The organism is Constantimarinum furrinae, assembly GCF_014295415.1.
Taxonomy (GTDB): Bacteria; Bacteroidota; Bacteroidia; order Flavobacteriales; family Flavobacteriaceae; genus Constantimarinum; species Constantimarinum furrinae.
Map to the genome: position 1 here is coordinate 753,127 of NZ_CP052909.1, position 26,286 is coordinate 779,412.

12 protein-coding genes are annotated in these 26,286 nt (G+C 42.6%); 3 read left to right on the forward strand and 9 right to left on the reverse strand.

Translation table 11 applies throughout. From position 1 onward, the window contains the following. Window positions 1-11 precede the first annotated feature (11 nt). The 3 genes from panD (at window position 12) to ALE3EI_RS03595 (ending at window position 2,555) form a co-directional block, all read left to right on the forward strand. Window positions 12-362, forward strand: a complete 351-nt coding sequence (panD, locus tag ALE3EI_RS03585) for an aspartate 1-decarboxylase (protein WP_186990918.1) — start codon at window positions 12-14, stop codon at window positions 360-362. Window position 363: 1 nt separating this feature from the next. Then, on the forward strand, window positions 364-1,332 hold the full coding sequence (locus tag ALE3EI_RS03590) for a lysylphosphatidylglycerol synthase transmembrane domain-containing protein (RefSeq protein ID WP_233279991.1): 969 nt from the start codon (window positions 364-366) through the stop codon (window positions 1,330-1,332). Between the two features lie 68 nt (window positions 1,333-1,400). Further along, complete coding sequence (locus ALE3EI_RS03595; protein WP_186990923.1) at window positions 1,401-2,555, forward strand: alpha/beta hydrolase; 1,155 nt, start codon at window positions 1,401-1,403, stop codon at window positions 2,553-2,555. Between the two features lie 94 nt (window positions 2,556-2,649). Here the strand turns inward: ALE3EI_RS03595 and ALE3EI_RS03600 are convergent, their stop codons facing one another. From ALE3EI_RS03600 to ALE3EI_RS13770, 9 genes are all read right to left on the reverse strand, one after another. Next, window positions 2,650-3,243: a hypothetical protein gene (locus ALE3EI_RS03600; RefSeq protein WP_186990925.1), complete on the reverse strand. Its 594-nt coding sequence runs from the start codon at window positions 3,241-3,243 to the stop codon at window positions 2,650-2,652. Then, window positions 3,215-6,433 carry an autotransporter outer membrane beta-barrel domain-containing protein gene (locus ALE3EI_RS03605; RefSeq protein WP_186990927.1) on the reverse strand — a complete coding sequence of 1,073 codons (3,219 nt, stop codon included), beginning with the start codon at window positions 6,431-6,433 and terminating at the stop codon, window positions 3,215-3,217. Before ALE3EI_RS03605 ends, ALE3EI_RS03600 begins: the two co-directional genes overlap by 29 nt. A 12-nt stretch (window positions 6,434-6,445) precedes the next feature. Beyond that, window positions 6,446-9,589, reverse strand: a complete 3,144-nt coding sequence (locus ALE3EI_RS03610; protein ID WP_186990929.1) for an autotransporter outer membrane beta-barrel domain-containing protein — start codon at window positions 9,587-9,589, stop codon at window positions 6,446-6,448. Window positions 9,590-9,600: 11 nt separating this feature from the next. Continuing rightward, the gene (locus tag ALE3EI_RS03615; protein ID WP_186990931.1) at window positions 9,601-10,287 is read right to left on the reverse strand and encodes an outer membrane beta-barrel protein; all 687 of its coding nucleotides are present in this window, start codon (window positions 10,285-10,287) and stop codon (window positions 9,601-9,603) included. A gap of 2 nt (window positions 10,288-10,289) precedes the next feature. Next, window positions 10,290-10,793 (reverse strand): T9SS type A sorting domain-containing protein, encoded by a 504-nt coding sequence (locus tag ALE3EI_RS03620; protein ID WP_186990933.1) that lies wholly within the window; start codon window positions 10,791-10,793, stop codon window positions 10,290-10,292. 30 nt (window positions 10,794-10,823) lie between these two features. After that, complete coding sequence (locus tag ALE3EI_RS03625) at window positions 10,824-14,855, reverse strand: HYR domain-containing protein (protein ID WP_186990935.1); 4,032 nt, start codon at window positions 14,853-14,855, stop codon at window positions 10,824-10,826. Window positions 14,856-14,949: 94 nt separating this feature from the next. After that, window positions 14,950-15,594 carry a response regulator transcription factor gene (locus ALE3EI_RS03630; protein ID WP_186990937.1) on the reverse strand — a complete coding sequence of 215 codons (645 nt, stop codon included), beginning with the start codon at window positions 15,592-15,594 and terminating at the stop codon, window positions 14,950-14,952. Further along, window positions 15,591-18,581 carry a sensor histidine kinase gene (locus tag ALE3EI_RS03635; RefSeq protein WP_186990938.1) on the reverse strand — a complete coding sequence of 997 codons (2,991 nt, stop codon included), beginning with the start codon at window positions 18,579-18,581 and terminating at the stop codon, window positions 15,591-15,593. The genes ALE3EI_RS03630 and ALE3EI_RS03635 overlap by 4 nt, the downstream gene beginning before the upstream one ends. Window positions 18,582-18,709: 128 nt before the next feature. Beyond that, complete coding sequence (locus ALE3EI_RS13770) at window positions 18,710-26,278, reverse strand: HYR domain-containing protein (RefSeq protein ID WP_186990940.1); 7,569 nt, start codon at window positions 26,276-26,278, stop codon at window positions 18,710-18,712. Window positions 26,279-26,286: the final 8 nt, after the last annotated feature.

Genomic DNA, 26,286 nt, shown 5'->3' on the forward strand with positions numbered 1-26,286 from the left:
ACCTTTGCACCATGCAAATACATGTAGTAAAATCGAAGATTCACAGAGTGAAAGTAACGGGTGCCGATCTTAATTATATCGGTAGTATTACTATAGATGAGGATCTTATGGATGCCGCCAACATTATTGAAGGTGAAAAAATACAGATCGTCAATAATAATAATGGCGAACGCCTTGAAACTTATGCCATTCCGGGAATACGGGGAAGTGGAGAGATCACTTTAAACGGGGCAGCTGCTCGAAAAGTAGCACCCGGTGATATCCTTATTCTTATCACCTATGCGCTCATGGATATCGAGGAGGCGAAAAAATTCAAGCCTGCACTGGTCTTTCCAAACGAAGAAAACAACCTACTCTCTTAAATTGAGACCTTCACTTATAAAATTCTTAAAAATTGCCATCCCTTTGGGATTGGGAGTTTTCTTGATATGGTATTCCTATAATCAGTTCACGCCCGATCAACTTTCGGAGATTAAAACCCATTTTTCGAACGCCAACTATTATTTTGTGATACTCGCAGTGTCCTTAAGTATAATAAGCCATGTGTTTAGAGCATATCGATGGAGTTTTATGCTGCAACCCATGGGATATAACCCAAAATTACTCAATAATTTTATGGCCATCTCCATTGCTTACTTAATGAACATTTTTATTCCGAAGAGTGGTGAGATATCCCGGGCTGTGGTCTTAAGTAAATACGAACAGGTGCCTTTTGAAAAAGGATTTGGCACCATCATTTCTGAAAGGGTCGTCGATCTTTTATTTCTACTTGGCTTTACCCTGGCTGCACTGTTTATGCAATTTGATGAGCTTTTCACATATCTGTCTGAAATCATTCCTGTAGTTAAGATCGTATATGCTTTTGCGGGATTAATCGTTTTAGGCCTTCTATTTTTGGCCTTTCTGAAGTATTCCCGATCGGCTTTTCGTCAAAAAGTAATGGCTTTTGTAAAAGGCCTGAAAGAAGGTGTTCTCAGTATTGTAAAAATGAAGAAAAAAGGGATGTTCATCATCCATACCTTTATTATCTGGGGGCTTTACTTATTGTCGTTTTATACCGCCACATTTGCCCTCGACGAAACTTCCGCGATCTCCACAGGAACCCTTATCATTGCTTTTGTAGTAGGAAGTTTTTCGTTTGCATTTACAAACAGCGGCTTTGGCTCATACCCTTTCTTTGTTGCCGGAATACTCGCTGTATTCGGAATTGCTACAACAGTGGGAACGGCTTTTGGATGGATCGTTTGGACCTCTAATATTGTGTCGCTTATCATTTTTGGAGGCCTATCATTGTTTATGCTTCCCATCTACAACAGAGTGATCGAAGAATAGGGAATTATTTTTCTATTCTGAAAATCACGTTTTCAAAAATTCTTATCTTCACACCTAAATTTATCTTTATGAGATCTTTTACTACCCTCATTTTTTGTCTTCTAATAAGTGTGGCCTCTATAGCACAGTCACGGATCATCTATGAAGAATTCGATTCGGCAAAACTTGGAGAAAGCCGAAGATTGAAAATTCAACTTCCCAGAGACTATGAAGCTAATGTCGAAAAAGTGTATCCCATCGTCATTGTACTGGATGCGAACTACCTTTTCGAACCGGTTGCAGGTAACGTAGATTATTACGGTTATTGGGAGGATATGCCCGAATCGATCGTAATTGGGATCATGCAGGGTGATTCAAGGTATGAGGATTGCAGCTACGACGACACCAACTTTGTACCCTCAGATAAAGGTGCAGATTTCTTTGAGTTTATCGGACTCGAACTCATTCCATATATAGACAGCAACTATCGTACTGCTAAATTTATAATCGCAGTGGGACACGACTTTACAGCAAATTATATTAACTACTACCTCTTTAAAGATCCCCCGTTGTTCAACGGTTATATAAGTCTGAGTCCGGATCTCGCTCCCATGATGGATGAGCGTCTTCCACAACGAATACCGGCAATTGAATCTAAGATCTTCTACTATCTGGCAACCGGAACCGACGATATTAAGGATCTCATGGAAATTTCAGAAGCATTAAACAAATCTCTAAAACCTCTGGACAGTAAGACCTTTCAGTATCATTACGATAATTTTGAAGGCGCCACCCACTATTCACTGGTCGCTCGTGGAATCCCTTCAGCTTTAGAAAAAATATTTTCAGTATACCGCCCCATAAGTAAGCAGGAATATTCAGATGTTATAATGAAGATGGAAACACCCATCTCTCAATATCTTATCGATAAGTATAAAACGATTGAGGATCTCTTCGGATTAACCAATGCTATTCGGGTTAATGACTATATAGCGACCTGTACCGCCGCTGAAAAGAAGAACCAATGGGAATCGCTGCGGGAGATTGCGACCATGGCCAAAAAGGACTATCCAGATACCGTTCTGGGAGATTATTATTTAGGTCGTTACTACGAAGAAACGGGCGAACCTAAAAAAGCCATGCGTACGTACCAGGGGGCATTCGATAAGGAAGAAGTTGACTTTATCACCGTAGATCTTATGCTGGACAGAGCAGATAAGATCAAAACAGAATTTGGTTATTAAAACTATGAAAAATTCGAAAACCCTCTTTCCGCAGATATTTGCGTTTCGAGGGTTTTTCTATAGTAATTGGCTAGTTAAATTTTAATCGATCCTGTTAATTTTCTTCGGAAACAGTTCGAAAGTATTTTATGTAGGAGACGATCTCGTTGGTTCTCCGTAAATATTCTTCAAAAATATCGGGTCTCAACACTTCGGGTTTTCCGTTTTTAATGGTTGTGATCTCAGGATCGAAAAAGGCATAAGTATAAAAGGATGCCGTTACCACTTTGTCGGTAGGAATAACTCCGTCGTAGGCGTATATGTACTGAAGGATGGCCTCTTTGTTTTCAGGATATAACCCGATCATCTGCCAGAATGCTTTTTGTAATTCCAGTTTTTCCAAACTAGATTTTACATCGGTAAACGTGTAGCTGTCTTTTTTGTAAATGGATTTTCTGTAAGCGACATCCTCTATAAGTTTTAAAGCTTCCTTACTGAAGATCATTTCTCCATCCAAGATAGTGATTCCCGGCGTTTCCATATCCTTAAACCATTCCTGAAGCACGGTCTCGCTCTCTGCAAAAGCTTGAGCCTGCTCCAATGTGTACATGGTTTGATCATTGTTCTGCTGGGCATAGGAACCCAAACAAATGCACATTACGATCATTCTCATCCAGAGACTATTCTTTACTTGCATATGTATTTTCATTTGCTGAATTATTTAGTTTTTGCTCAATCCGTTTCAGTTTTTCTTCAAATGTTTCTATCGTTTTATCCAGAACCTTTTGACGGTTTTCTATATTTTTTACACGGTGATTCCAATCACCATTGTACACGCCTATTACCGCTTTCACTATTTTAGGACCTTCCTGAAGATTCTCCTCCCAGGATCTTCCCACCACAAATTTGAAATCATTCGTTGTCATTGCTTCCGGAGCAACAGCCAGACCATATCCGAGAATTTCGCTGTTCGCGATGATATAATCTCCCGTGTTTACCGGTCCTATAACTTTAACTGGCACCTGACCTCTAAAGGCCACACTATTACCTAGTGGAATTAATTCCTGTTGAGGTACGTTCCCCAAAACGATTGGTTTTCGGGAAACCACCATAAACTGTTCTGCGTTTGAAAGCGCACGGGTTATCTTTCCACCTTTTACTGCAACTATATCTCCCGCACTTAAATGATCGGTGTGATCCCACCGCTCGAGCCATTCGGCATAATCCCCATTCCCTGAAGAATATTCCACGCCAAGGTCATTGAATTCATCAATGAGGTTTGTTACCGAAGTTACCCCTGCGGTAACGCCATCAACCAGATCGATCCCAACAAAACTCGAAAGCACGTTTAGAACATACACATTGTCCAAAATAGTATTATCTCTGAAATCCTGTAAGGATTGTGCTCTTATTGTACCGGCCACTCTTCCGTCCTTATCTGCAAATGTGATGTATTCGTTTTCCTTTGTTAGCGAATTTGAAACCACACTGGTCGGGATCACCGGTAGCGAAACATTGGAAATACCATTTTCGGGTAGCATGGGTAAGGCAGGAACAAAATTAAATTTATTAGGGATTCCCACATTTATAGGGATGGTTGGAACATTGATACCCGGAAAAGCGATCCTCGGGATTGCCGGAACACAAACATTTACAGGAGGAACACAGATTGTAGTACATCCTGCAAACGGGAAACAAATGCTAAAACAAGCCTGCCCCGAACACTGTGCGTTCGATCCGCCAAAAAATTCAATTTCATTACTCAATAACCTTCCCGGCATATTGATGTCGGGAAAGGCAATGGGAAGCCCCAATTGAGTATTTACCGTATTGAAGACCTGATTTGTAATATTAATCAAGGCCCCTGATTTCAATGCCGTGGGTGCCAATTGAATTATTTCTGAATAGGTAAAGAACGGATTTGGACCCGGATTTTCAAGTCTTCCCTTTAAAACTGCCAAAGGCCCATTAAACTCATTGGCAATAACATTGGGCAAGTTGTAATAAGACCCCCCTGTCCAGGCGCCATGATTCCTGCCTAATTTGATTTGCAACCCATCCCCGTTCGCGCTATTGATATTTTCAAAAACAGCAATAAATCCTGTATTATCACTTTGTACAGTAATACTCTCACTGGAAAGTGAATTAAAGAGCGCTGCTCCGGTTACATCTAGCGAGCTATTCATCTGCGTAAAGCCATTAACTACTAAGGTGTTGTTTAATGTGGAAGCTCCATCTGCCTGTAGCGTACCTGAAAGGTTGGTGTCGGCTCCCAAATTAACATATAACGGACCGTTAAAAGTAGAAGTTCCGTCAACACCTAAAAGCCCTGTTACTACTACATTGCCACTGTTTAATATACTCCAGTCGTCATTCAACAGGGTCTCTCCATCTATATCCAGCGATCCCGTAAGCAAGGACGAACTCCCATTGGCCACGGTCAAACCATTATTTAATAACGCTGTTCCATCTACCGTTAATGTGCCGTTTAAACTCCCAGAACTACCGTTTAACACGTCAAGAGAACTATTTAAAACCGTAGCTCCATCAATGTCTAATGTTCCGGAAAGCTCGGTACTCGAAGCATTGCTTACTGTTAAAGCATTATTGACTGTTGTATTTCCATCAACATTGAGAATATCGTTCAAATCGGTATGACCTCCCACGGAAAGGTTTCCTGAAAGTGCTACCGGACTTCCGTTATTTACCTGTAAGGTATTGTTCAGGTTGGTAAAACCGTCGACGGTTAGATCATTCTGTAAAACGATATCTCCTGTTACATTCAATGTTCCGGTTAAGTGCGTTGGCGAGCCATTGTTTACATTTAAACTACTATTCAGGTTGGTGGCAAGGCCAACGGTTAAGGTTCCCGAAAGATTGGTTGGGCTGGTATTATTAACGTTTAAAACGCTGTTTAAGTTTGTTTCGCCATCAACCAATAGAGTATTTTGAAGTACGGTCTGCCCTCCTACGTTAAGTGTCCCGGTAAAATCTGTGGGACTTCCATTGTTCACGCTTAATGAACTGTTTAAATTCGTATCCCCATGAACAGTGAGGTCGTCATTAAGAGTAGTTTCACTATCTACGGTGAGATCCCCGGTCACCGTTAACGGACTCCCGTTATTTATATTTACAGTGTTATTGAAATTCGATATCCCGTCCACACGCAATGTGCCGGTCAATACCGATGGTTTTTGATTAGCAACGAGGAGACGATTATGTAAAGTAGTACTCCCAACTACATCCAGAGTATTCTTTAGTTGGGCTCTGTCTCCAACAGATAGGGTCCCGGTTAAATTAGTAAAACTTTCATTAGTTACTTTCAAGTTTCCGCCCAGAGTCGCGGCTTTTTCTACCGTTAGAATTCCTGAAAGTTGTGTCCTGCTTTCGTTGTTTACAGATAACTCACTATTTAAATTAGTACTTCCTTCTACCCGCAACCACTGTCCGAAATACACTGCTTCGGCAGCATCCAGATCTCCGGTGGCCTTTATATTTCTATGGAAGGCGTAGGGAATAAATAAGAGTTCCTGCCTGCTTAATTCACTATAATTTCCTTCAAGATTGATCTCCACGAGTAAATTCTTGGGAGTTCCATCCCAGTAAATTTCGTTAAATGCACCGGTTTCGGCGTTACCCTGACCAATAATGAGTTCGATCATCCCGAATTTATTGGTAGCGGTTTGCTGAACCTCTTTATATTCGGTCATGCCTTCAGCATTAAATATCGTAAATCGAACACCTAATTCAGTATTAGGCAGGATATTTCCCGTAACATTCTCACCCGGTATTTGTTGTACATTGGGATCAATGATCACAGCCTGATAATTCAGGCCATCGGTTTGCGCAATTATCCCGCCGGCAAATAATAATATCGAAAGTAGCAGTAATTTTTTCATCGTCTTTCGGTTTTAGTCGTTCGGGTTGTTGATCAAAAGATCGTCAGCTTTTTTATCGAGCGCTTCAATTTTATTCTGAATGGCCCTGTATTTTGCTTCGTATTCCTTTTGTTTACGTTCTATCTTCTGAAAAATATTTGCCCAATCACCATTATGCACTCCTACTACGGTATTGACCATTTTTGGTCCTTCAGCAAGATTTTCATCCCAAGATCGCCCAACCGAAAGTATAAATAATTCCGAAGTCATTTTATTAGGTGAAACCGCTATTCCATAGCCCGACACTTCTTTGTTTGCGACGATATAATCGCCGGAACGAACCGGTCCCAGTACCTTAACGGGCACCTGACCCATAAAAGCTACATTATTTCCCAAATAGGTACGTTCCTTTTCCGGAGTATTTCCAAGAATAATAGGACGATGTGATACTACCATGATCTGTTCAACATTGCTGAGGTCGCGAGTAATTTTACCACCGCGAACAGCTACGATATCCCCGGCAGATAAAAATTCCTTAGGATCAAGTCGTTCCAGCCATTCGGCATAATCACCATTTCCGGAAGAATATTCAACCCCCAGGTCATTGTATTCATCAATAAAATTGGTAATCCCAACAGTTCCTGCAGTAATTCCATCCAGCAGATCGATTCCCACAAAATTCGATAGAAGATTGAGTACATAGACATTATCCAGTATCGTATTATCTCGGAAATCTTCCAGAGACTGCGCTCTAATAGTTCCGGTTACTCTTCCATCCTTATCGGCAAAAGTGATATACTCATTCTCTTTGGTTAGCGAGTTTGCAACATTCGTGTTAGGTATATTAGGTATATCAACATTCGGTAATCCGGTGACCGGAAGAATATTCAAATTGGGAATATAACGGGAAGGATCCGGAATAAGATTCAACGGAATAGGAATAGGAATGTTAGGTAGGCTTACCTCCGGAATATTCCAGCCGGGAATCGTGAGATTTACAAAGGGAATCGTAAATCCGTTAAAAATAGGCTGAAAAGGAAGTATATTTGTTGTGGGTACCGTGAGACTTGGAAATGCCTTGGGCAGACCCAGTTCATTATTCATCACCGAAAAGATCTGATTGTTGATATTGGTTACCGCTCCCACTTTGGCTAATGATGGCGCTAACTGAATAACTTCACTGGGAGTAAAGAACGGATTAGGCCCCGGGTTCTCTAAGCGCCCTTTAAGTACGTTAAGCGGACCTGTCAATTCATTAGAGATTGGATTGGGAAGGCTTAAAAAACTACCTCCCGTCCAGGCCCCATGATTTCTCCCTAATTTAATTAGTATACCGTCACCATTCGCTGTATTTAAATTCGAAAAGGTTGCGATATAATTGGGGTTGTCACTCTGTATGTTAATAGTTTCGGTCGTTAAACTTGCCAGTGTAGTTATACCTGTCACCGTAAGAGAATTATTAATCGTCGTTGCTCCTCCCACCGTCAAGGTATTATTCATAGTGGTTGCACCATCCACGTCCAGTGTTCCACTGAGATTAGTAGCACTTCCACCTGTGACAAACACCGAATTATTAAGCTTGGATTCCATCACTACCGAAAGCCCACCGCTAACACTCGCGCTGCTGCCATTGGCCACCAAAACATCGTCATTCATAGTGGTTTTACCATCTACCGTTAGATCTCCTGTTAAATTTGAAGCCGTTCCATTTGCTACGGTAAGCGAATTATTTAGCGTAGCTGCATCATCGACATTTAAGGTTCCGGTTAAGGTTGTAGGACTTCCGTTTGTTACCTCTAACGAATTGTTAAGCGTTGTTGCTGCATCCACATTTAGCGTTCCTGTAAGCGTGGTAGGACTGGCATTTGCGACCTGAAGGTCACTGTTTAATGTTGTTTCGCCATCGACGACCAGGGTACTGTTGAGATTGGTTCCCCCATCTACATTTAACGCACCTGAAAGGTTGGTAAGGCTTCCGTTATTTACAAATAAGGAGTTATTTAAATTGGTGATCCCTTGTACGGTAAGATTACCGTTAAAACCAATGGCTCCGTCAACATCCAATGTTCCCGACAGAAATGTTGGAGCACCATTGTTCACTGCCAGACTACTGTTTAAATTGGTTTCTAAACCCACGGTAAGACTGCCGCTTAAATTTGCGGGACTTTGATTGTTCACATTTAACAGATCTTCCAGATTCGTCTGACCATTCACTTGCAGACTACTACCCAATTCGGTCGCCTCAGTTACATTTAAAGTTCCTGAAAGCACAGTTGGGCTGCTGTTGTTCACGCTTAGTGAACTGTTTAAATTGGTATCTCCATTCACCGTAAGATCGTCGTTGAATGTCGTAGCTCCGTCCACATTCAGATTTCCGGAGACATTTAGCGGGCTCCCGTTATTGATATTTACGGCACTGTTTAGGTCTGTGATCCCGTCTACACGCAAGGTTCCTGTTAATACGGTGGGACTTTGAGAAGTCACGTCGAGATTATTGTTTAAGGTGGTGTTCCCGTCTACATTTAAAGTGCTATTCAATTGGGATGCACCGTCAACGTTTAATTGCCCTGTAAGCGTCGTTGCACTGCCGTTAGTAACATCCAGCGTGTTATTAAGTGTAGTTGCTCCGTCTACATTTAGCGTTCCGGATAGGAAAGTGTCGCTTTCGTTGTTCACCGAAAGAATGCTGTTCAAATCTGTTCTACCTTCCACTTCCAGAGTATCTCCCAGACGTACCGGACCATCGATGGTCATAGTCCCGGTCGCGATAATATCACGATGAAACGCATACGGCACGAAGAGAAGTTTTTTCTTGCTGAGTTCCTTAAAGTTACCATCCAGATTTATATCCACTTTCAGGTCTTTTCTGCTCCCATTCCAGTCAATTTCGGTAAACACGCCTATTTCAGGGTTCCCGGCACCAATGATGAGATTGATCATCCCAAAGGCATCGGTGGTGGTTTCATGGGTTTCCTGATATTCAAAAGAACCTCCCGAATTAAGGATGGTAAATCTCACAGTTACAGGAGCATTTGGCAGAATATTACCCGAAGCGTCCTCTCCCGGGAGTTCCTGTACATTCGGATCGATGATCACGGCCTGATAGCTCAATCCATCGGTTTGAGCAAAAACGGCGGCAAAAGAAAGTAAAAACGTAAGTAAAAGTAATTTTTTCATAACGGTATGTTTTATTCGGAATCTGTATCATTCTCAATTTCGACCTCAATGTCTTCTGTTTGGTTCTGAAAAACAGATACCACTAGCCCAATCCCCACCATATGGGTTTTGATCTTCAGTTCTTCTTCGCTGGTACTGTTTCCATTATCATCATTCATGGCGAGACTGCTTCCGTAGGAATATTGAATGTACATCCTACTTCGTTCAGAAATTGGATATGAAAATCCTGCTCCTCCACGTAAGAAGATGGCATTGTCGTCAAATTCTTCTACATCGGTTAGGTTGATCACCCGGTTATTGATGGTTTGTGTTCCCTGGACTAAAAACTCCAGAGATGCCGAAGCTTTAATAAAAAAGACAAAATCATGATATTTTATAAGATCATAGTCCAATCCAAGTTCTATCGCCAGATAGTCCACATCCCATTTAAAGAAATTGTTTAAAGTGTCAGTACTGCCTATGGCTCCGTAACTGTTGTACCCCAAGCCTAATGAGACGTCAAAATTTTCTGTGAAGAAGCTGCGCTTATACCCCGCACGTACATAATTGTGCATTGTATGCTGAAGATTTTCAAGTTCTTCTCCTTGCGAATTAGTGAATTCGAAAGTAGCATCGGTTTTTCCGGCTTCAACATAAACTTCCTGTGAAAATGTGGAAATACTTACGAAAATGATCAATAAACTGAAATAATTTCTCATGGCTAATGTTTCAAAAGAGTTGCTTTAAATTGTTTGTTTCCTGAAGTGATCAACAGTATATATTGGGCACTCGACAGAAAATCAAGATCGATTCTAATTTCCCGCTCGGCATTCCTTTCATTGCTATAAACCAGCCTTCCCAGCAGATCATAAATAGCTATGCTTAATCCTCCTTTTAATTCTTCCCTAAATGCCACGTTTACACTGCTGGTAAACGGATTAGGATAGACAACGGCGTCAATATTGGTTTCATCGGCAAGAATTCCCTGAATGCTAATTGGCGGCTGTATAAATCCTTGTCTTAGAATGACTTCGGAAGAATAATGCGTGCCAATCACACTGGATTGTCCTATGCTTTCCTGAATGATATAGGTGCCATTGATGGTCTCTACAGCGGCGGAACTTCCTGAAGCTCCCACCGTAGACCTCGCGATCTCCTGCCCCACACATAAGCTGGTTAGGGTCAGGAATAGAATTCCGAAGGGTATTACTGTATTCATCTTCATGATCTGTATCTTTTATGATCTTATGGATCGCTATTCTTTAATCAAATGTTTGGTCACATAACCGATTTCACTCTTTATAACAAGAAGGTATACCGAATTCGATAACCCTGATGCATCTACCATCTGCTCGGTAATTCCTTTCTTCGGAATAATCTCCATCACCATTCTTCCCGATATTTCGAAAATTGATATTTTTTCAAGCTGAAGACCTCCGGAAGCGATCACCTGAAACCTATCGGTTGCCGGATTTGGGAATAATGAAATCCTTTCTGAAGAATCTACGGGTTCAACCCCTAAAATTACATCTACGGTAAGTTGAAAATTACAACTGGATGTATTGCCTTGAGCATCTTCAACCGTGGTTGAGATCGTATATTCTCCTAAACCTAGTTCAGTTCCGGGAACCGGATTTTGCGTTGTGAGCGTGATAGGCGATGTACAGTTATCGGTTGCTGTCACTTCTCCTATTGCAAAATAATCGGGAATAGTAAAGGTGCCACCAGTTGGAACGATCTCGGTTTGTGCCGGTGGACAGTTCACTACAGGGTCTAAATTATCCTGAACCGTTACTATAGCCGTACAACTAGCTGTATTTCCATTGATATCGGTTACGCTTAATACCACATTATTGGCTCCGAGATCATCACAATCGAAAGAATTGGTATTGATAGACATGGTTGAAATTCCACAGGCGTCAAAACTCCCGGCGTCTATATTCGCAGCATTTATAAATGCAACACCCGAAGCATCCAGTTGAACAGTAATATTCTGGCAGACCACAGTGGGAGCAACAGTGTCCACTACGGTAACTATTGCTGTACAACTGCTGCTGTTTCCGTTGACGTCGGTTACTGTAAACAACACCGGATTTGCACCCATGGTATTACAGCTAAAAATCGTATTACTTACACTTAATGAGCCTATACCACAGGCATCGGTACTTCCCCCATCCAGTTGGGCAGCAGTGATAAAAGCATTTCCTGAAGCGTCCAGAGGGACGGTAATATTCTGGCATACTGCAGTTGGTGCAGTACTGTCTACAACCGTAACAATAGCGCTGCATGTATCTGTATTCCCTGAAGCATCAGTAACCGTTAAAAGTACCGTGTTGGCACCTACATTGGAACAATTAAAACTGTTCATATCCAGACTTCTGGAAGTAATTCCACAGAAATCGGTACTCCCTCCGTCTACTGCCATAGGAGAGATGGTTGCAGTCCCTGAAGCATTGAGTTGCACCGTAATGTTCTGGCATACGGCATTTGGTGGTATGGTGTCCACCACAGTTACCATCGCTGTACAGCTTGAGCTGTTACCGTTAACATCAGTTATGGTAAGCGTAACATTATTGGCTCCTACATCGCTACAATCGAATGTCGTAATATCCAAAGATCTGGAAGCAATACCGCAGGCATCGGTACTTCCGCCATCAATGTCATTCACCGTGATCGACGCGTTGCCGGAGGCATCTAGTGATACTGAAATATCATTACAAACCACATTAGGAGGTGTCACATCAACCACAGTGACAATTGCGGTACAGTTAGAGGTCACACCATTTGAATTAGTAACTGTGAGCTCCACATTATTTGTTCCAACGTCACTGCAATCGAAGGCATTTATATCTATACTCAAGCTGGCATTTCCACAGGAGACCGAACTTCCCCCGTCTATATCTGCAGGTGTGATCGTCAAATTTCCTGTGGCGTCCAACGCCAGCGTTATATCATTGCAATTGGCCGTAGGTGCCACGCTGTCCTCTACGGTGATTATGGCATTGGCCGTATCTGTATTTCCGGATTGGTCGGTAACCGTCACCATTACCGGAACCGGCGAGCCAACATCTGAACAACTAAACGTATCAGGGCTAACAGAAATAGTTGCTACAGAGCAATTATCTGTTGAGCCATTATCCAATGAATTTCCAGACACCACCACTGTTCCCGAAGTTCCCAGCTGAACCGTTATATTGGTTACTGAAGCTACCGGAGGAATAAGATCCTGTACGGTGACAGTAGCCGTACAATTGGATGAATTTCCATTGGTATCATTTACAGTAAGTACCACCGCATTATTACCCAGATCGGCACAGCTAAATGAGGTTCTATCGGCACTAAGTGATGATATCCCGCAAGCGGCATTACTTCCACCGTCTATATCTGCAGCCACAATGGACGCCATTCCTGAAGCATCCAACTGAACCGTAATATTCTGACAGATGGCTTCTGGGGGGACCGTATCTTCAATCGTAACGACTGCAGTACAACTGGAGCTGTTTCCGTTTACATCGGTTATAGTAAGCAAGACATTGTTTGGTCCTATATTGCTACAGTCGAAGGAGGTAACATCAATGGTTCGGGAGGCAATTCCGCAGGCATCAGTACTTCCGTTATCCACATCGGCAGCAGTTATGGTAGCCGTTCCCAAAACATCGAGTTGCACGGTAATGTCCTGACAAATTACGTTGGGAGCTACATTGTCTTCAACCGTAATAATTGCATTACAGGTTGCCTGGTTTCCAAAAACGTCATTTACGGTTACTAATACCGTATTGGGCCCAATATTATTACAGAAAAATGCAGAAGGTTCCACGGTAAATGTGCGAACAGCACAATTATCTGTCGAGGTACCTGCGATAGCGTTGTTTTCAAGATCGGTGAGGATGGCTTCTCCATTTACATCGAGTTGGACTGTAATATCCATACAGTGTGCCACAGGATCGATAGTATCTCTAACCGTAACATTTGCAGTACAGCTATCACTATCTCCATTGCCATTTGTTACGGTAAGCGTTACCATAGTAGGTGCAGCGGTACCGGCCTGAGTATAATTATACGTACCCGTTGGGAATGGTAACAATGCCGTAGCGTTCGTCATGGCTGTATTCCAAATATGGGTACCACTAAAAAACCAGTCGGCTATATTAAACGTATTTCCGGCCGAAGTTTCATTTTTTCTGTAGATCCAGCCGCCCGTATACTCCCATGCTTCTCCAGTTCCATTCGTGTTTATTTCACCGAAAACGTCGATCACCGAATTGTTAAAATACAATTCTACCGCATCATTACCGTCTACGGTAATGTTGGAGGAAATCGCATTGGGTGGAAAACCAAAAAAAGCATCAAATTGAGTGCTTTCGGAGGCGACATAAAGAAAAGTTCCGGCAGTAACCGTACCGGCGGGAAATACAAACTCCTGTCCGTCACTTCCTCCTCCATTATCGGCAATTCCCAAGCCATAAAGCGTGAGATCTGGAATATCTGTTAGTGCTAATATTTCGATGGTCTTAGGAGTGTTTCCTGTCCTTGGGCCATGCAGAACACCTGTTATGATCAAGTCGGTTGGAGGAGGATTAAAGACATTGGTACAATCGAAGGTAGTTTGTGACGCCGAATAAGTAAGTGAACCGCAGGATTCTTGTCCCGTAGAACCACCGTCAATATCGGTATCTGCAATAGTGACCATGCCGTTGTTGTCCAGAAAGACGGTGATATCCTGACAAACAGCCACTACCGGATCCACCAGTTCATCTACTGTTACCGTCGCGTTGCAATTCGTCGCGTTACCGGAGGGATCTGTAGCTGTTAGGGTTACCGTATTGGGTCCTAAGTGCGAACAGTCAAAATTTAGTTGGGAAGCGGTAAGGACTATCCCGCAGTTATCTGTAGAGCCATTGTCAATATCTGAAGGAACAATGGATGCCATGCCAGAGGCATCCAGCTGAATGGTGATATCACGACACAAAGCAATAGGTGACGTAGTATCCTGAACAGTAACCACCGCTGTACAGGTGTCGGTATTGCCCGAGGTATCTGTAACAGTCAAGATCACGTTGTTGGGTCCGGTATCGCTGCAGTTAAAAGCACTTGGGTTTACAGCATACGAAGCAATGGCCACATTATCTGTTGATCCTCCATCTACATCCAAGGCAGTTATTAGTACATTCCCGGTTGCGTCCAGTTGCACAGTGATATCCTGACAAACTGCATTGGGCGGTGTAGTATCCTGACCCAAAAGGGATAAGGATAGCAGAAAAAAGAATGGCAATGTAATTTTATACATAATATGGACTTAACATTCTGTATATCAAATGTAAACCCTTAAAGAATGTAAGTAAATACGTACTGAGTGCCAAAATTTACGTAGGGGTACGTAGTTACAGAGAGAGTATTAATTCCCTGTTTTCTGCGGTCCACAGAGAGAGTGCATCACCACTGGCCGGCAAATCCAGTTTTGCAATTATATTGGTTCGATGTTTCTGAACCGTTCGGTGTGAAATATATAAAATTTCAGCAATTTCCTTAGATGACTTTTCCTGGGCTACGAGCCTGACGATAGTACGTTCAGATGGAGACAGAAATTTGATCTTTTCGAGTTCGGGTGAAACCTGGGTCGTAAAAACCTCGTCGAAGGCAGTGCTAAAATACACCTCGTTCCTTACCACTGCATGAATACATTTTTCTAATTCGACAAAAGGCTCGTCTTTTAAAATATAACCGGAAATATTAAATTTTTTAGCCCTAAGCACAAAACCTTTCTCTTTGTGGGAGGTGAGCAAAATAAATTTTGTCGAGACATTTTTTTCTCTGCTTTTTTTAATTACTTCAAAGCCTGATAATAATGGCATTTCAATATCAAGAATTGCTACGTCGGGTTGTAATTCGGCTATAAGGTTAAGAGCTTCAGCCCCATTTCCTGCAGTGGCTGCCACATTAAAACCGTTTTCAGTCAGTTCGTCGGTAAGCCCTTTCAACAGCATTGGATGATCGTCGGCTACAAGTAAGCTCATGGGTTTGCTCATTTTTTAGGTATTTCGGCTTTTATATATGTTCCCTGTCCTGTTTTACTTTCAATGTTGAGAATCCCATGAAGCATTCGTACTCGTTCAGTCATGGTTTTTAAGCCGAGGCTGTTTTTCTTTAATTGAGTGACATGGTCGAAGCCTATGCCATTATCCTTTATTTCCAGAACCACCTTAGATTTGGTGTTTGTAATGGTCAATAAGACTGATGTGGCTTCAGAGTGTTTTAAAATATTACTCATACATTCCTGTATAAATCTATAAAAATTCAGCGTTTGTTGTTCGTTAAATACCGAATCAATATCGTCAATTTCAGAAGAAAAGAACATCGAAGACTTTTCGTCAAGCTCATATACAAGCTGCTCTATACTTTCAGTCAACCCCAATTGTTTTAACATCGTGGGATAAAGGCCTCTGGAAATTTCCCTGATCTCTTCCAAAGCATTATGAGTCAATTTAGTAATTGCTTCCTGTTCATCCTTTTGAGCGCGCTTTTTTATTAGTGTAAGTTGCTGCCCTACACTATCGTGCAGCTCTTTTGCAATACGGGTTCGTTCAACTTCCTGAGACACCATTAAATTAGCAGAAAAATCCTCTTGCAGTTTCTTCTTACTTATCGCCTGTTTCAATAAATAATAGAAAAGGCCTGTTAAAATGAAAAGTAGCATACCATAAAACCACCATGTCTTATAAAAAAAGTTTTTTGATTGAATTGCCAAGGTTAATGTTTTACCTATTTGCTTTCTTGAGCTGTCCCAGGCTTCAATTTTTAAACGATAGTTCCCTGCAGCCAGATTTGGAAAGTGAATGGTAGGTTGTTTAATGGGAATCCATTCCGAATTATTTAAACTATATCGATAGCTGTGCTCCCTGTTTGCGATATTATTTGTAATACCAAAATCAAGTTCCAATTCTCTATACTCTGAAGGAAGCTCAATAGAGTGATTATTTAGAGCTGTTCGGTCATATTTATCACGTATTCCGTTTTTGGAACCATCGTAGTTCCTAACTTTTAAAAGCACAAGTTCCATGTCCTTTTCAATAAAATTCAATGATGTAGGATCGAAATAATTGAGTCCTTTCAAGGTCCCGGAAAAAATCCCCTTTTCGGTTTTTAAGATGCTGTAGCGGTTCCCTTCATTATGACTTAACCCGTCTTTTTCAAAATAACGCTTCGAGCTACCATCCAAGCTGTTCCATGCCACCACCCCATTAAAAGTATTGATCCACCAGGTATCTTCTCCATAAGCAATTCCGGCTATACCCACTTCTAATGCATCCTTATAAATAGATTCCGTTTTATCGGTCTTGGGATCAAAAGTAATTATATCACCCGCGCGGCTACCCAAAATGAAGGGGTAATCCTTATAAGTGTCGGCCATTAACAAAAAGGGGTCTTCCATCCCTGGTACATCTTGAAAAAGTTTTGCCTCGCCACTTTTTAAATGATAACTCAAAATGCCTTTATCGGTAGCACCAACCACGTATTCCTTTGTGACAGCCAGATCATAGATTACCAGAGAGTCTGTTACGGCCAATGGGGTGTGTTGCTTTGTAACCACATTAAATTCCATAAGGTTATATCCTTTCGTACCGTATACCAGTGTACTATCACTTAGGGATTCCAAACATAAAACCGGATAATGTCTATAGGCATTTACCGAAGCGTCTGCTTCAACACTAATTATACTGCTAATACTATTACTCCAAAGTCTATTTCCTTTTTTGATAATATTTCTAGAGGATCTCGGTTCGATAGGTACGCCATTTTCAAATAGATTATATTTTTTGATCTCATTGCTGGTAGAATTCAGTAAAAACCAACCGTTGTTTTCGGTGGCCACTATATAATTCTCAGAGTCCCGTCGGAAAATAGTGCGTATGCTTGAGTCCGGGAGGTAGGTTTTTATTTTTTCTGAAGGAAACCTGAAATAATGTAATTCGGTATTCGAGGTCCCGATCCAGACATCTTCTTTTAAATTATTTGAAACCGTCTGGATAGCGCTGGAACTTTTAAAATATTCTAAGATGTATTTTTCCTCAAAACCAGTATCCCCCATCGTACTAAAACGTAGCGTCTCATCATTTACCGAAAAAGACATCGTATTTGAGTAATTGTCTGTATAGATCTCATGCAGATTATTGTTTAATGATCCGTTAGAAATTATTTTAAATTCCTGTTCGTTTTCATCAACAAAGTACAGTTCGGGGTCGTTGTTCATAAAAACAAAACTTGTATCCCGATTTACAAAAATCTCGTCTATATAGAATTTATTCTTAACAATATCCCGCTGTCTTTTAAATGCTTCTCCGGAATATTCTTTTAGTTTTTTTCCATTCCAGCTTAAAAACTGTAAGGGAAAGTTGTCGTCACCTATAACGCAAAATTCTTCGAAGGGTATAAATTTAGTGGAGCTATCCAACAGAAAGTTGTATTCAGTTTGGTCGAAACTGAACATCACTGTCATGCTTAGATCATCATTTAACCGATTAACGAAAATGGTTTGGTCTTGCTGGGTTAGCAAAATATTATCCTGCTGAACATTAAAAACAGGAGACACTGCTTTTAATCTTGAAGTTTGTTCAGAAACCAATACCGTAGTAAACGCCATTGTATACGGGTCGAACAATAACATCCTTAAACCCGAAGAAAACCCTGCTTGAACATAAAATTTTCCATCGGCTCGCTTATAGATCTGATCGATACGAATTAACCGCTCCTTAAATTCGGGCAAGGGAATAGTATGAAATGATACCCCGTTAAATCGTTGAATCGCTAACTTTTTGTCACTTTGAATTATTGTTCTAATATCGAGATTCTCTCCTCCAAGCCATAAAAACCCATCATTATCGAAGGTCATGGCCTTAATAATATCGATCTCAAGACCTTCTTGTTTTGTAAATATCTTGTGATAAATTTTTCCCTGTTGAGCTCTGGCGTTAAAAAAGAATAATATCGCCACACTAAAAATCAGGAAGTTCTTCATTGAATTAGAAAGAATTATACAGAATCAATTCTGTAAGATACTCAAATTATAAAAACTGCTGTAAAAAAAACCTCTCCCGAAAATTCCCGGGAGAGGCTCATCTTTAAATTAATTAAATTAATCTAAACTTACTCTTTAATGATCTGCTTGGTGATCTGTCCGTTGTCACCACTAATGACAAACAGATAGGTTGCACTAGCAAGGTCATAGATCTCAATCTGCTTCTCTGTACCCATTCCTTCTAAAGCAATGGTTCTAATGAGTCTTCCCGTAGCATCGTAGATGGCTACATTGTTTAGATCCAGTCCTTGTGGATTGCTAAGCATTACCACATCTCTGGCAGGGTTCGGATACATAGTAATGCTTCCAAAATCTACCGTGACCTCATCGTTTCCTAAGATGCTCTCCACCGTTAACTCGAAGGTACAACAGTTCTCATTACCATACTCATCGGTGGCACACACTTCAACAGTGTATACTCCATCGGGGATCTGAGTTCCGGCTGCCGGAGTTTGAGAGAAGATCGTCACAGGGTCTGTACAATTGTCTGTGGCCGTTGCCTCTCCTGTTGCAAAGTAATCGGGTACAGTATAGAACAGGTTCCCCGGTCCCGGATCCACGGTCTGATCGGCCGGACAAGTAACATCGGGCCCTAGCAGATCTACTACAGTCACTACCGCAGTACAACTGGCCAGATTACCGTTAACATCTACGGTAAAGACCGTTACTGTTATCGGAGTGCCTATGTCATCACAATCGAAATCGGTGATGTCTACCGCCGAGGTGGCAATACCACAGTTATCGGTGTTGCTGGCGATCACATCATCGGGAGTGATACTGGCCATACCGTTTTCATCCAATTCTAAGGTGATGTCCATACAGGTAAGTACCGGAGCGATGTTATCTTCAACCGTTACGATGGCCGTACAGGTAGATACATTTCCATTGACATCGGTTACCGTAAGGGTTACCGTATTATCACCTACATCATCGCAATCGAAGGTATCTGGCGACACACTTAAATCGGCAATACCACAGGCGTCGGTCGATCCTCCGTCTACATCGCTTCCTGTGATCGTTACTGTTCCGGTTGCATCGAGTTGTACGGTAATATCCATACAGCTGGCTACTGGTGCAGTGACATCTTCTACCGTTACAATGGCCGTACAAGAGCTTACATTTCCGTTTACATCGGTGATCTCCAACACTACAGGGTTGTCTCCTACATCGGCGCAGGTGAAACTATTTGGTGTTACCGTCATCGAGGCAATTCCACAGTTATCACTACTGCCTCCATCCACATCTGCCGGAACGATACTTACATTTCCGGTAGCATCAAGTTGTACGGTAATGTCCATACAAACGGCCATGGCCGGTTCATCGTCGGTTACAGTGATATCGAAGGTACAGGTTGATGTGTTGCCATTAGTATCTGTAGCTGTAAATTCGATCGTGGTGGTTCCTACCGGGAACTGACTGCCACTTGGTGGTCCCATGGTTTGTACCACTGAGGCAATTCCACAGGCATCCAGCGCAATGGCAGGAGCAAAGCTCACCTCTGCAAAACAGTCGCCCGGAGTGGTACTTGCCGTAATATCTGCCGGACAGGCGATCACAGGAGGTACATTGTCTTCCACGGTCACTACTGCCACACAGGTGGACATGTTCCCGTTGACGTCTGTCACGGTAAGGGTTACATTATTGGGCCCAACATGGCTACAATCGAAATCGGTTTGTGAGGCCGAGATAGAGGCAATGCCACAGGCATCGGTCGATCCGCCGTCGATATCCCCGGCCACGATACTTGCCATACCGTTATTGTCGAGTTGAATGGTGATGTCCATGCATACGGCCACCGGGGGTACATTGTCTTCCACGGTAACTGTTGCCGTACAGGTTGATGAGTTTCCGCTGGTATCTGTAACCGTTAAGGTCACTGTATTTGTACCTACATCTGAACAATCAAAAGTAGATGGAGAAACCGCCAGTGAGGCAATACCACAGTTATCTGAAGAACCACCATCTACATCACTAGGAACTATACTAGCCATACCATTGGCATCGAGTTGAACCGTAATATCCATACAAACTGCCATAGGAGGCTCATTGTCGTTTACGGTGACATCAAAACTACAGGTTGCGGTATTTCCACTGGAATCTGTTACAACAAAGGTATTTGTAGTTGTCCCAACCGGGAAAGCGCTTCCGCTTGGAAGACCGGCTGTTTGCATAGTAGTGGAACCGCTACAGTTGTCTGTTCCTACGGGAGTAGCATAGGTAACTACCGCAGAACAGAGCCCCGGATCGTTATTTACAGTGATATTTCCGGGACAAGTGATTACAGGATCTTCGGTATCGTTTACTATAACATCGAAGCTACAGGTTGCCGTGTTACCACTAGCATCGGTAACCTCAAAAGTATTTGTGGTGGTTCCAACCGGGAAAGTGCTTCCGCTAGGTAATCCGGCTGTTTGTATAACGGTAGGTTCACTACCAACCGCATAACCTATGCGACCGTCAAAAACACGTGGATTATAAACAGCTCCTGAAAAGTGTCCTTGGGTAGCAGAGCCTGAAATAAGTGATAGATCACTATTACTAAAAGTTTGGGTAGTACCCGAATTATGATAAACCGGGTCGTGTCCTATATCATAAAGTAATGCAACACCATAATTGGTTCCAGCTAAAAGTGTAAGTGGTGAATCAAGCTCTAAAATTGAAGTAGCGGGATAGACATTTCCTATTCCTGTTGCAGAAGCAACTAATCCCCCCCACGCAGCTGCATTAGTTTGATTTCCAACATAAGTCCCTCCAGATATGATGTATATATCTATATTCATATTACTTCCTTCACCTTGAGTAAATAATTCAATCTCACTCAGCACAATATCATTGGATCCAACAGATATGTCGAAATAAAAAGCTCCACCGTCACCGGCTGTTGTTGTAGGAGCATTTCCTGCTTGTAAAGAACTTGTGCCACAATTATCCATTACAGTAGGATCTGCATATGTAACCACAGCTCCACAAATTCCAGGATCATTATCAACTACAATATTTGCAGGGCACGAAATGGTTGGAGCTTCAACATCATTCACAGTCACATCAAAACTACAGCTTGCTGTGTTTCCACTAGCATCTGTCACTACAAAAGTATTGGTTGTGGTTCCAACTGGGAAAGTACTACCACTGGGTAAACCAGCCGTTTGTGTTGTTGTTGATCCCGGACAATTATCGGTTCCTACGGGCGCTGTATACATAACAACCGCTCCACAAATACCCGGGTCATTACCCACTGTAATATCTGCAGGGCAGGTTATTGCAGGCGGTTCGGTATCGTTAACCGTTACATTAAAAGTACAGGTTGACATATTTCCGGAAGCATCGGTTGCAGTAGCAGTAACCACAGTTGTTCCTACGGGAAATGCCGAACCTGAAGCAGGGTTATAGGAGATTGTAGTACCCGGGCAATTATCGGTTGCACTTCCGGCAAAATTGACTACCGCGCTACACATACCTGCTGTGTTACTTACGGTAATATCTGCAGGACATGTAACTACCGGAGGTTCGGTATCGTTTACGGTGACATCAAAACTACAGGTAGCAGTATTTCCACTGGTGTCTGTAACTTCAAATGTATTTGTTGTGGTTCCAACAGGGAAGGTACTACCACTAGGCAAACCTGCAGTTTGTGTAACCATCACAGATTGTTCATAAGAAATTATAATTTCACCATTTCCCGATTGAACACCTGCTAAATTGATTTGATCGGAGCCAACATTGAAGGATCCACCACCACCACCTGCACCCCAACCCGGAGTGGAATTGCCTGCCCAACTGTTTCCGCCGCCACCACCGTTGTAACCTCCGCCACCACCACCAGCTCCGGAGACTCCGCCGCCGCCACCGCCGCCGCCGAATCCGCCAACAGCAGAGCCAGCGGGAGTGAACCCGCAATTCGGACCTTCATTACCTCCGGCACCTCCGGAAAGTGGTATAATTCCACCACCGCTCAAAGGAGCATTAGGTGATGCACCATCACCTCCATTTGTAAACCATCCGGCTCCTGCTCCGCCTCCTGCTTCACATGTAGCCGGTGCAACAAGAGCGCCGCCGCTACCTCCATTTCCACCAGAACCTCCTGCCGAGTTACCACTGCCATTAGTACTATCGCTTGGTGCATTAGTAGCAGATCCATCTCCGGGGATTCCATTTCCGTTTCCGGCATTTCCACCACCACCTCCTGCGGCAATTAACAAAGTAGGGCCAGATGTTGTCCAAACAAAAGAACCACCACCGCCACCACCGACGCCACCATTATTTGTTCTGCTTCCTCCTTCTCCGCCTACGACAAGATTAAGAGATTCTCCCGGCGTCACGGCGAAAGTTCCCGAAATAGAAGCACCTAATCCCCCGGAAAATCCACCTTGAGCTCCTGCGGCCTCAATTGTTATAGAGGTAACACCTGCTGGCACCGTGAATGTATCTGTTACTCCGGAAAAGGTAAAGGTTTGTGACATTATCACAGGGCAGTTATCGGAAACGTTTACACTATAAAACACCGCAGTTCCACAATCCCCCGGATCGTTACTTACTGTTATATTTCCAGGGCAGGTAATCACAGGATCTTCCGTATCGTTTACGATCACATCAAAACTACAGCTTGCTGTGTTTCCACTGGCATCTGTTACTACAAAAGTATTGGTTGTGGTTCCTACAGGGAAGGTACTTCCACTAGGTAAACCAGCCGTTTGTGTTGTTGTTGATCCCGGACAATTATCGGTTCCTACGGGCGCTGTATACATAACAACAGCTCCACAAATACCGGGGTCATTATTCACTGTAATATCTGCCGGACAAGTTATAGCCGGAGGAATATTGTCCTCAACGGTAACAGTTGCAGTACAGGTTGCTGTATTTCCGGTACTATCGGTCACCGTTAAGGTCACGGTATTTGGACCAACATCCCCACAATCAAATGTATCCTCATCTAACGAAAGGGTAACCGGACCATCAGGGTCACTCGAGCCATTATCTACCTGAGATGCAAGTATAGTCACAGATCCGGTGGCATCTAATTGAACAGTGATATCTTGACACATTGCGGTAGGTGGTGAATCTACCACCAATACCACATCGTTGCCGTCTCCTCCATCATAATAAATAAATAAGAACTGACCGTTAAACGGAATGGATGCACCCTGTGCCAAACCGCTAAAGGTACCCGCAACAGGATCGGAGCCATCGTTGTCAATAATTGTAACGGTATCACCTGCTGTAAGAATTCCACCAACATTGTCTACTAAAGTCAGGGTAGCATCCGTAACATCAACAGTACCGGTAACAACCAATTGATCAAAGTCTGTCCCCGCTGTAGTAACGGCGGAAATACTTACGGCAAATATATCTCCTGAGTTCAGAGATACATTTGCGCTCGCAGTGATGATTCCATTACCGGTATTCCCTGCTCGCAACTCTCCGTTAATTTGTAGTGTTGTTCCACTTATTAGATCTCCGGCAGGAATGCCCGTACTCGAAGTGATCGGTCCAAGATTAGAAGTAAGTGTTACAGGACCGCCGGCGTTGATATCTCCTGCCCCAGAATTTAAAAATATTGCCGAATTAGTTGCTGCTCCGGCATCACCAATTATAGAAACACCACCAGTTCCGGTAGTATTAATTGCCAAATTTAACTGTACTCCGTCATTACCATTTCCCGTAGTATCAGTGGCATCTCCGGAGATCGAAATAGCCCCATCTATGCTGGATATAACAGATCCTGTTCCGGTCAATAAAACTCCTCTGTTATTATTACTCCCTGCATTACCACCAGTTCCATCAAGCATAATAGTTCCTACTCCGGTTGTAGATATGGTGGTCTCAGCACCGATTGTAATTCCGTCATTTAAACTTCCTGAACTAGCACCAGCGGTTCCGGAAATACCAATATTTCCTCCAGCCGAACTAATCGAAGTTACAGGCGTTCCCGAAAATATCATTCCGGAATTCTGATTGGTTCCGGATCCATCTCCGACGCCTGTTATTGCTATATTTCCATTAGAGAGGTCGCTTATTGTAATTCCATTAACGAACACAATTCCGCTATTTTGAATTCCTGAACCGACTCCGGCAGTGCCATCTAAAATTATCCCTCCCCCATTAGATCTAACGGTAGTACCCACTTGTTCAAAACTTATACCTCGTTGTCCAGTTACTCCCGTTCCACCCATTCCGGTTAGGGAAACAGAGCCCGTTCCGGTAGATTCCACAGTGCCGCTTTGCATTAAAATACCAATATTCAAATTTCCAGAGCCATTTCCTCCAGTTCCGTTCAATGATATATTTCCATTTCCAGATTGAATGGTTCCGTTTATCCGGACTCCGAATAGAAAATTAGCTCCATTTCCCCCTATACCGTTAATATCAATTATTCCATCGCCGGAAGTCACTGTGGCATTGCCTCTCACCCACACCCCTTGAGTTCCATCTAACGTACCATCATTGGAACCGTTTCCATTTAAAGACACGGTTCCGGTACCCGTGGCCTGAATGGTTGAAGCATTAAGATCAATTCCAATAAAATTATCTCCAACGTTAGGTGAGGTTCCGGCAGTCATATTCACCGCACCATTGCTCACCTCCACTACAGCACCTCCGTTTACCAGGGTGTTACGTTGGGAGGTTGTAATTATGTCAGCGCCTGCCGTGATATTATCACTAATTGTTAGTGTTTCGGCAATAATCTCAAAATTCCCATTTACTGCAACCGGACCATTTATTAGAGTTACATCGCCGGTGTCACCACCATCAATTAATCTTAGATTAGTATTGCTATGAGCATTATTTGCGCTGTTTAGGGTGATGCTGTCGGTTCCCGAATTAACATCGAGAACAAGCGTGGTATTGTTCCAAGCTGCCATAGATTCGATTGCAACTGCATTGGTGGTTCCGGAGATTACAACAGCGGGTATTGTCCCGGTAGCGAAGTCAAAACCATTGTCTAAGGATAAAATCTCAGCATTCCCAGGGGGACTATTAATGAATACAGTGCCGAATCCGGAAAGATCAATAGGTTCTAAACCCTTAAATACAAATGTGCTCGAAGCAGTTCTTACAACGCCGTTTCCAGATATGTTACTATCGGGAATGTACTCGGCATTCAAAGACCTATTGCCAATCACCGACATACCGTCACCGTCTAAAGTTCGTTGTCCATGACCGTAAAACACTACTTCTTTAAAAAGATCTTCTTCGGAAAGATCGATAGTCAACCAATCATCACCCGATCCACCATGGACCACGATGGTTCCAGTTACAAGTCGTTTATTGACAAGAAACCCATTGTTACTTTGAGTACGGATCTGGGATGTAGTATTTTCAGCAGAAATACCTTGTATTTCAAAACTGTTTCCAATACTCCTAATTTGAATCCAGCTATCAGCAGAAGCCATTTTGGCATCAATTATCAGGTCGCCTGTATGGTTAATATTCACCTGTGCCGGGATAGGCCGATTCGTACGTTTTATCGGTTTAGCTGAAGCAGTGTTTTTAAAAGTAGAGCCTGATTGGGCTACTGAAGTACTCTGAAACTTACTAATTTCTTTTGGCGTCTCTAAAATTTTTGCCTGACTAAATGAAGAAGCAGGAAAAAGTAAAAATAGTAAGACACCATACAAAAGGGCGGTAATTTTTTTCATAATTGTGA